The sequence below is a fragment of the Deinococcus rhizophilus genome (genome assembly GCF_030271215.1).
Taxonomy (GTDB): Bacteria; Deinococcota; Deinococci; order Deinococcales; family Deinococcaceae; genus Deinococcus; species Deinococcus rhizophilus.
Map to the genome: position 1 here is coordinate 1 of NZ_JASNGB010000224.1, position 4,138 is coordinate 4,138.

General features: G+C 72.7%; 3 protein-coding genes, 2 tRNA genes and 2 pseudogenes. 4 read left to right on the forward strand and 3 right to left on the reverse strand.

From position 1 onward, the window contains the following. Together QOL99_RS15495 and QOL99_RS15500 are read right to left on the reverse strand one after the other, a co-directional pair. Window positions 1-391, reverse strand: a pseudogene (locus QOL99_RS15495) (sensor histidine kinase); the annotation flags it as partial. Between the two features lie 58 nt (window positions 392-449). Continuing rightward, on the reverse strand, window positions 450-1,208 hold the full coding sequence (locus QOL99_RS15500; RefSeq protein WP_285525143.1) for an RNA methyltransferase: 759 nt from the start codon (window positions 1,206-1,208) through the stop codon (window positions 450-452). A 218-nt stretch (window positions 1,209-1,426) separates the two neighbouring features. Here QOL99_RS15500 and QOL99_RS15505 point away from each other — a divergent pair, with 218 nt between their 5' ends. Further along, the gene (locus QOL99_RS15505) at window positions 1,427-2,137 is read left to right on the forward strand and encodes an alpha/beta fold hydrolase (protein WP_285525144.1); all 711 of its coding nucleotides are present in this window, start codon (window positions 1,427-1,429) and stop codon (window positions 2,135-2,137) included. Here QOL99_RS15505 and QOL99_RS15510 read toward each other — a convergent pair. Beyond that, on the reverse strand, window positions 2,106-3,464 hold the full coding sequence (locus QOL99_RS15510) for a glycogen synthase (protein WP_285525146.1): 1,359 nt from the start codon (window positions 3,462-3,464) through the stop codon (window positions 2,106-2,108). The genes QOL99_RS15505 and QOL99_RS15510 overlap by 32 nt on opposite strands. A gap of 101 nt (window positions 3,465-3,565) precedes the next feature. Between QOL99_RS15510 and QOL99_RS15515 the strand changes: the two genes are divergently transcribed. The 3 genes and pseudogenes from QOL99_RS15515 to QOL99_RS15525 all read left to right on the forward strand — a co-directional run. Continuing rightward, a tRNA-Ile gene (locus tag QOL99_RS15515) sits at window positions 3,566-3,641 on the forward strand. Window positions 3,642-3,651: 10 nt separating this feature from the next. After that, a tRNA-Val gene (locus tag QOL99_RS15520) sits at window positions 3,652-3,726 on the forward strand. 89 nt (window positions 3,727-3,815) lie between these two features. Next, a pseudogene (locus QOL99_RS15525) lies at window positions 3,816-4,138 on the forward strand (hypothetical protein); the annotation flags it as partial.

Below are 4,138 nucleotides of genomic sequence, written 5' to 3' on the forward strand. Positions count from 1 at the left end.
CGGCGACCTCCACCACCGCCCCAAGGTCCGGCGCCCCGCTGAGGTCGCGCATCAGCTCCTGCACGGCCTGCAGTTGCCCGTGCGAGGCGCTGAGCTGCGCGTAGGTGGCCCGCAGCTCGCGCTCGGCCCGCTCGCGGGCGCGGGTGCCCTGCGCGATCCACTCCACGCTGAAAAAGGTCGCGGCGGGGCCGACCAGTCCGTAGAACAGCAGGTGCGCCCAGACCTCGGCCGGGGGATTCTGCAGGCCCGCGATCAGGAGTTCCACCACCGCCACCACCAGCACGATCAGGGGCGGCAGCACGTTGCGCAGCAGCCGCACCCGGCGCGACAGCGGCCAGTCCCTCACCGGGAGGGCGGCGGGCGCGGCGGGGGAGGCGGGCAACTCGGTCATGGGGAACAGTGTAGGGAGGGGGCGGGTTCCCACTCCGTAAGGCCGGGCGCCGTGGGCGTCAGTCCCCGGTGGCCCCGTCCGCCTCCCCGGCGGCTCCCCGGCTCTCCGCCGTGCCCCGCCGCGCCGCGTCCCCCACCTTCCATTCCACCTGCCGCAGCAGACCCCGGAAGAGACGGCTCTCGGCGCTGCTCATCAGCGAGCGGTCCAGCAGCGCCCGCCACAGCCGCAGCGTGTGCCGCGCCCGCACCGCGTCGGTGTAGCCGATCAGCCGCATGGTCCCGTGCAGGTGGCCGTACATCGCCTCCATCTCCTCGCGGGTGGCCGTTTTCCGGTGGTACTCGGGCGTCTCGTCCTCGGCCTGCAGGAACTCGTAACACACCAGCAGCACCGCCTGCGCGAGGTTGAGGCTGGCGTAGTCCCCGGTGGGCACCCGCACGGTCACCTGACACTGCTCCAGGTCCGAATTGACCAGCCCCGTTTCCTCCGGCCCGAACACCAGCGCCGGGGCCGAGGCCGCCCGCACCAGCGGCCGCACCTGCGCGGGGTGGCGGGGGGGAGACAGGTCCGCGCGAATCCGGGCCGAGGTGCCCACGCTCACGTCGCGGTCGGCCAGGGCGTCGCGCAGGGTGGGATAGACGCGGGCCTCCCGCAGCAGCCCTTCGGCGTGGACCGCCATCGCCACGGCCTGCGAGTCGAGGTGGTCGCAGCGCGGGGCGACCAGCCGCAGGTCGCGGGCGCCCATGTTCAGCATCGCGCGGGCCGCCGAGCCGATGTTGCCGGGCGTTTTGGGAGACACGAGGACGACGGCGAGGTTCACGCCCGGGATGCTAGCGCGGGGAACCGGGCTCAAGGCCCGCTCAATGGCCCTCCCGCGCCCGGCGCCCTAGAGCATTTGCCATAAGAATGCAGTGGGTTTCCGCATGCGTTGGCCGAGCGGAGCGAGCGACTTGAAGAAGAGCATTGGGCCGAATGGAGGCACCTGGGGCGCCCTTCCCCGGGGGCCGTAATTCTGTCAAATGCTCTAGCCTGGGCCCCATGACCGCCCCCGCGCCCCGCACCGTGCTGCTCCTTCACGCCTATCCCCTCTCCGCCGCCATGTGGGACGATCAGCGCTCCGTGCTGGAGGCGGCTGGTCTTACGGTCCTCGCGCCCAACCTGCCCGGCTTTGGGGGCGAGGCGGGGGCGATCACCACCCTGGAGGACGCTGCCCGCGACCTGCTCGGGACCTTGCCGCAGGGCGAGCCCCTCGCGGTGGTGGGCCTGAGCATGGGCGGCTACCTAGCGATGGAACTGCTGCGGCAGGCGCCAGAGAGATTCGCCCGCGTGGTGCTGGCCGACACGTCGCTGCGGGCCGACACCCCGCAGAAGACCGGGGACCGCCGCGAGCAGGCCGACCGGGCAGAGCAGGAAGGCCGCGACTTTATCGTGGAGGCGGCCGAGCAGGAGCACTCGCCCGCCACCTTCCGCCGGGTGCGCCCCATGATCGAGAGCGCCTCCAGGGAGGGCATCGCCGGGGCGCTGCGGGCGATGGCGGTGCGGGGCGAGCACCGGGACACCCTGCGCGGGCTGGAGGTGCCCCTCCTCGTGCTGGTGGGCGAGCAGGACGAGATCACGCCCCCGGAACTCGCGCAGGAAATCGCGGACGCGGGGCGCGGCGAGTTGCGGGTGATTCCAGAAGCCGCGCACCTCTCCAACCTCGACAACCCCGGCGCCTTCAACTCGGCGCTGCTGGAGTTCCTGCGCTGAGCCGCCCGTACAGCTCCAGATAGTGCCGGGCGGGGTTCTCCCAGCCGAAGTCCAGCTCCATCCCACGGGTCATGCGGGCTTCCCACCCGGCGCGGTCCTCCAGGGCCCGGCGGGCGTCGGCGCAAGCCGCAGTCAGGGCCTGCGGGCTGGCCTCCCCGAACAGGAAGCCCACGTCCCCCGGCACGGTGTCCACCAGTCCCCCGGTCGCCCGCACGACGGGCAGGGTGCCGTAGCGCAGGGCGATCATCTGCGAGAGGCCGCACGGCTCGAAGCGGCTGGGCATGGCAAAGGCGTCCGCCCCCGCGTAGATGCGGTGCGCGAGGGGCTCGTTCATGCCCGGCACAAAGGCCACGCGCGGGTGGTGGCCCCAGCCGGTCAGCGCGGCGGTCAGCAGCGGGTCGCCGCCCCCCAGCACGACCACATTCCACTCGCGCACCAGCCCCGGCAGGCTCAGCAGCAGCAGGTCCATGCCCTTCTGATCGGCGAGGCGGCTGACCACCCCCAGGATCGGCGCCGCGTCCAGCCCGAACTCGGCGCAGAGGCGCTCGCCGTTGGGACCTTTGCCCGCCGGATCGCGGAAGGGCACGGTGTCCGGGTCGGTCGCCGGGTTCCAGCGGTCCTGGTCCAGCCCGTTGAGAATCCCGCTCAGCCGCCCCTCCAGCGTCAGGCGCACCAGCAGGCCGTCGAGCCCCTCCCCGTACTCCGGCGTGGTGATCTCGCGGGCGTAGGTCGGGCTGACGGTCGTCACCGCGTCCGCGAAGGTCAGCCCCGCCTTCATCAGGTTGAGGTCGCCGTGAAACTCCACGCCCTCGGGTCCAAAGGCCCACTCCGGCAGCCCGGTCCACGCGCGGGCCTCCGGCAGGGTCCAGCGGCCCTGGTACTGGAGGTTGTGAATGGTGAAGGCGGTACGCCAGCCCGCCAGATGCGCGTGCGCGACCGCCAGCCCCGCCTGCCAGTCGTGTCCGTGCAGCACGCCCGGGCGGAGGTCCAGCGCCTCCAGCACGGGAAGAACCGCCCGCCCGAACGCACAGAACCGCTCCACGTCGTCCGGGTGGTAGAGGCCGGGGCGCCCAAAGGCGGGCAGCCCCAGGAACAGGAAGCGCACGCCGCCCTCCCGCAGCTCGCCCACCCGCGCCGGGCCGATGCCGGGCAGCTCGCCGCGCCAGACCTCCCCCGGCTCGCCCGCCAGGGCCGCGTACCACGGCGAGAGGACGCTTACCCCGGCCCCCAACCTGGCCTGCTGGGCCGGGAGAGCGGCCAGCACGTCACCCAGCCCGCCCGACCGGGAATAGGGAAAGACCTCGGACGCCACGTGCAGGACATGCATGGCCCGCACGCTACCACTCCCGCCCCGGTGCCCCGGCCTGTCCCCGGGGTTTGACAAGGGGCCGCCGCCCCCGCTACACTTCCCCTCGCTCGCCGGACCAGGGGCTCTTAGCTCAACGGTCAGAGCAGTCGGCTCATAACCGATTGGTTGCCGGTTCAAATCCGGCAGGGCCCACCACAACCTGCAAGGGCGGTTAGCTCAGTGGTAGAGCATTCGCTTCACACGCGAGAGGTCGTAGGTTCAAGTCCTATACCGCCCACCAGAAGAAAACCTCGGCTCAGCCGGGGTTTTTCCATTCTGCCCCGCACCGTGGCTGGCGTCACGGGACGGCTGGGCGGGTAGGCTGCGCCCATGTCCCTGCTGCTGCTCGCGCTGCTGGTGCTGGGCCTCGCCTCGCTGGTCCGCCTGTCCTCCCTGGGCCGGGAGGTGCGGGCGCTGCGGGACCGTCTGGAAGCGCTGGAGGCCCAGACGCGGACACGGGTCAGCGTTGCCGCGCCGCTGCCGGAAGCCGCCCCGGACCCGCAGGCGGTCGCTCCCGCCGCGCCGCCTCCCCGCTGGCCGGAGGATGGGGGCGTGGGGCAGGCGCCGCCTCCGGTCCGTCCCGCCGTCCCCATCCCGTCGCGCACGGTGTTCGCGGTGCTGGGGGCAGTGGTCACGCTGGTGGGGGCAGCGTG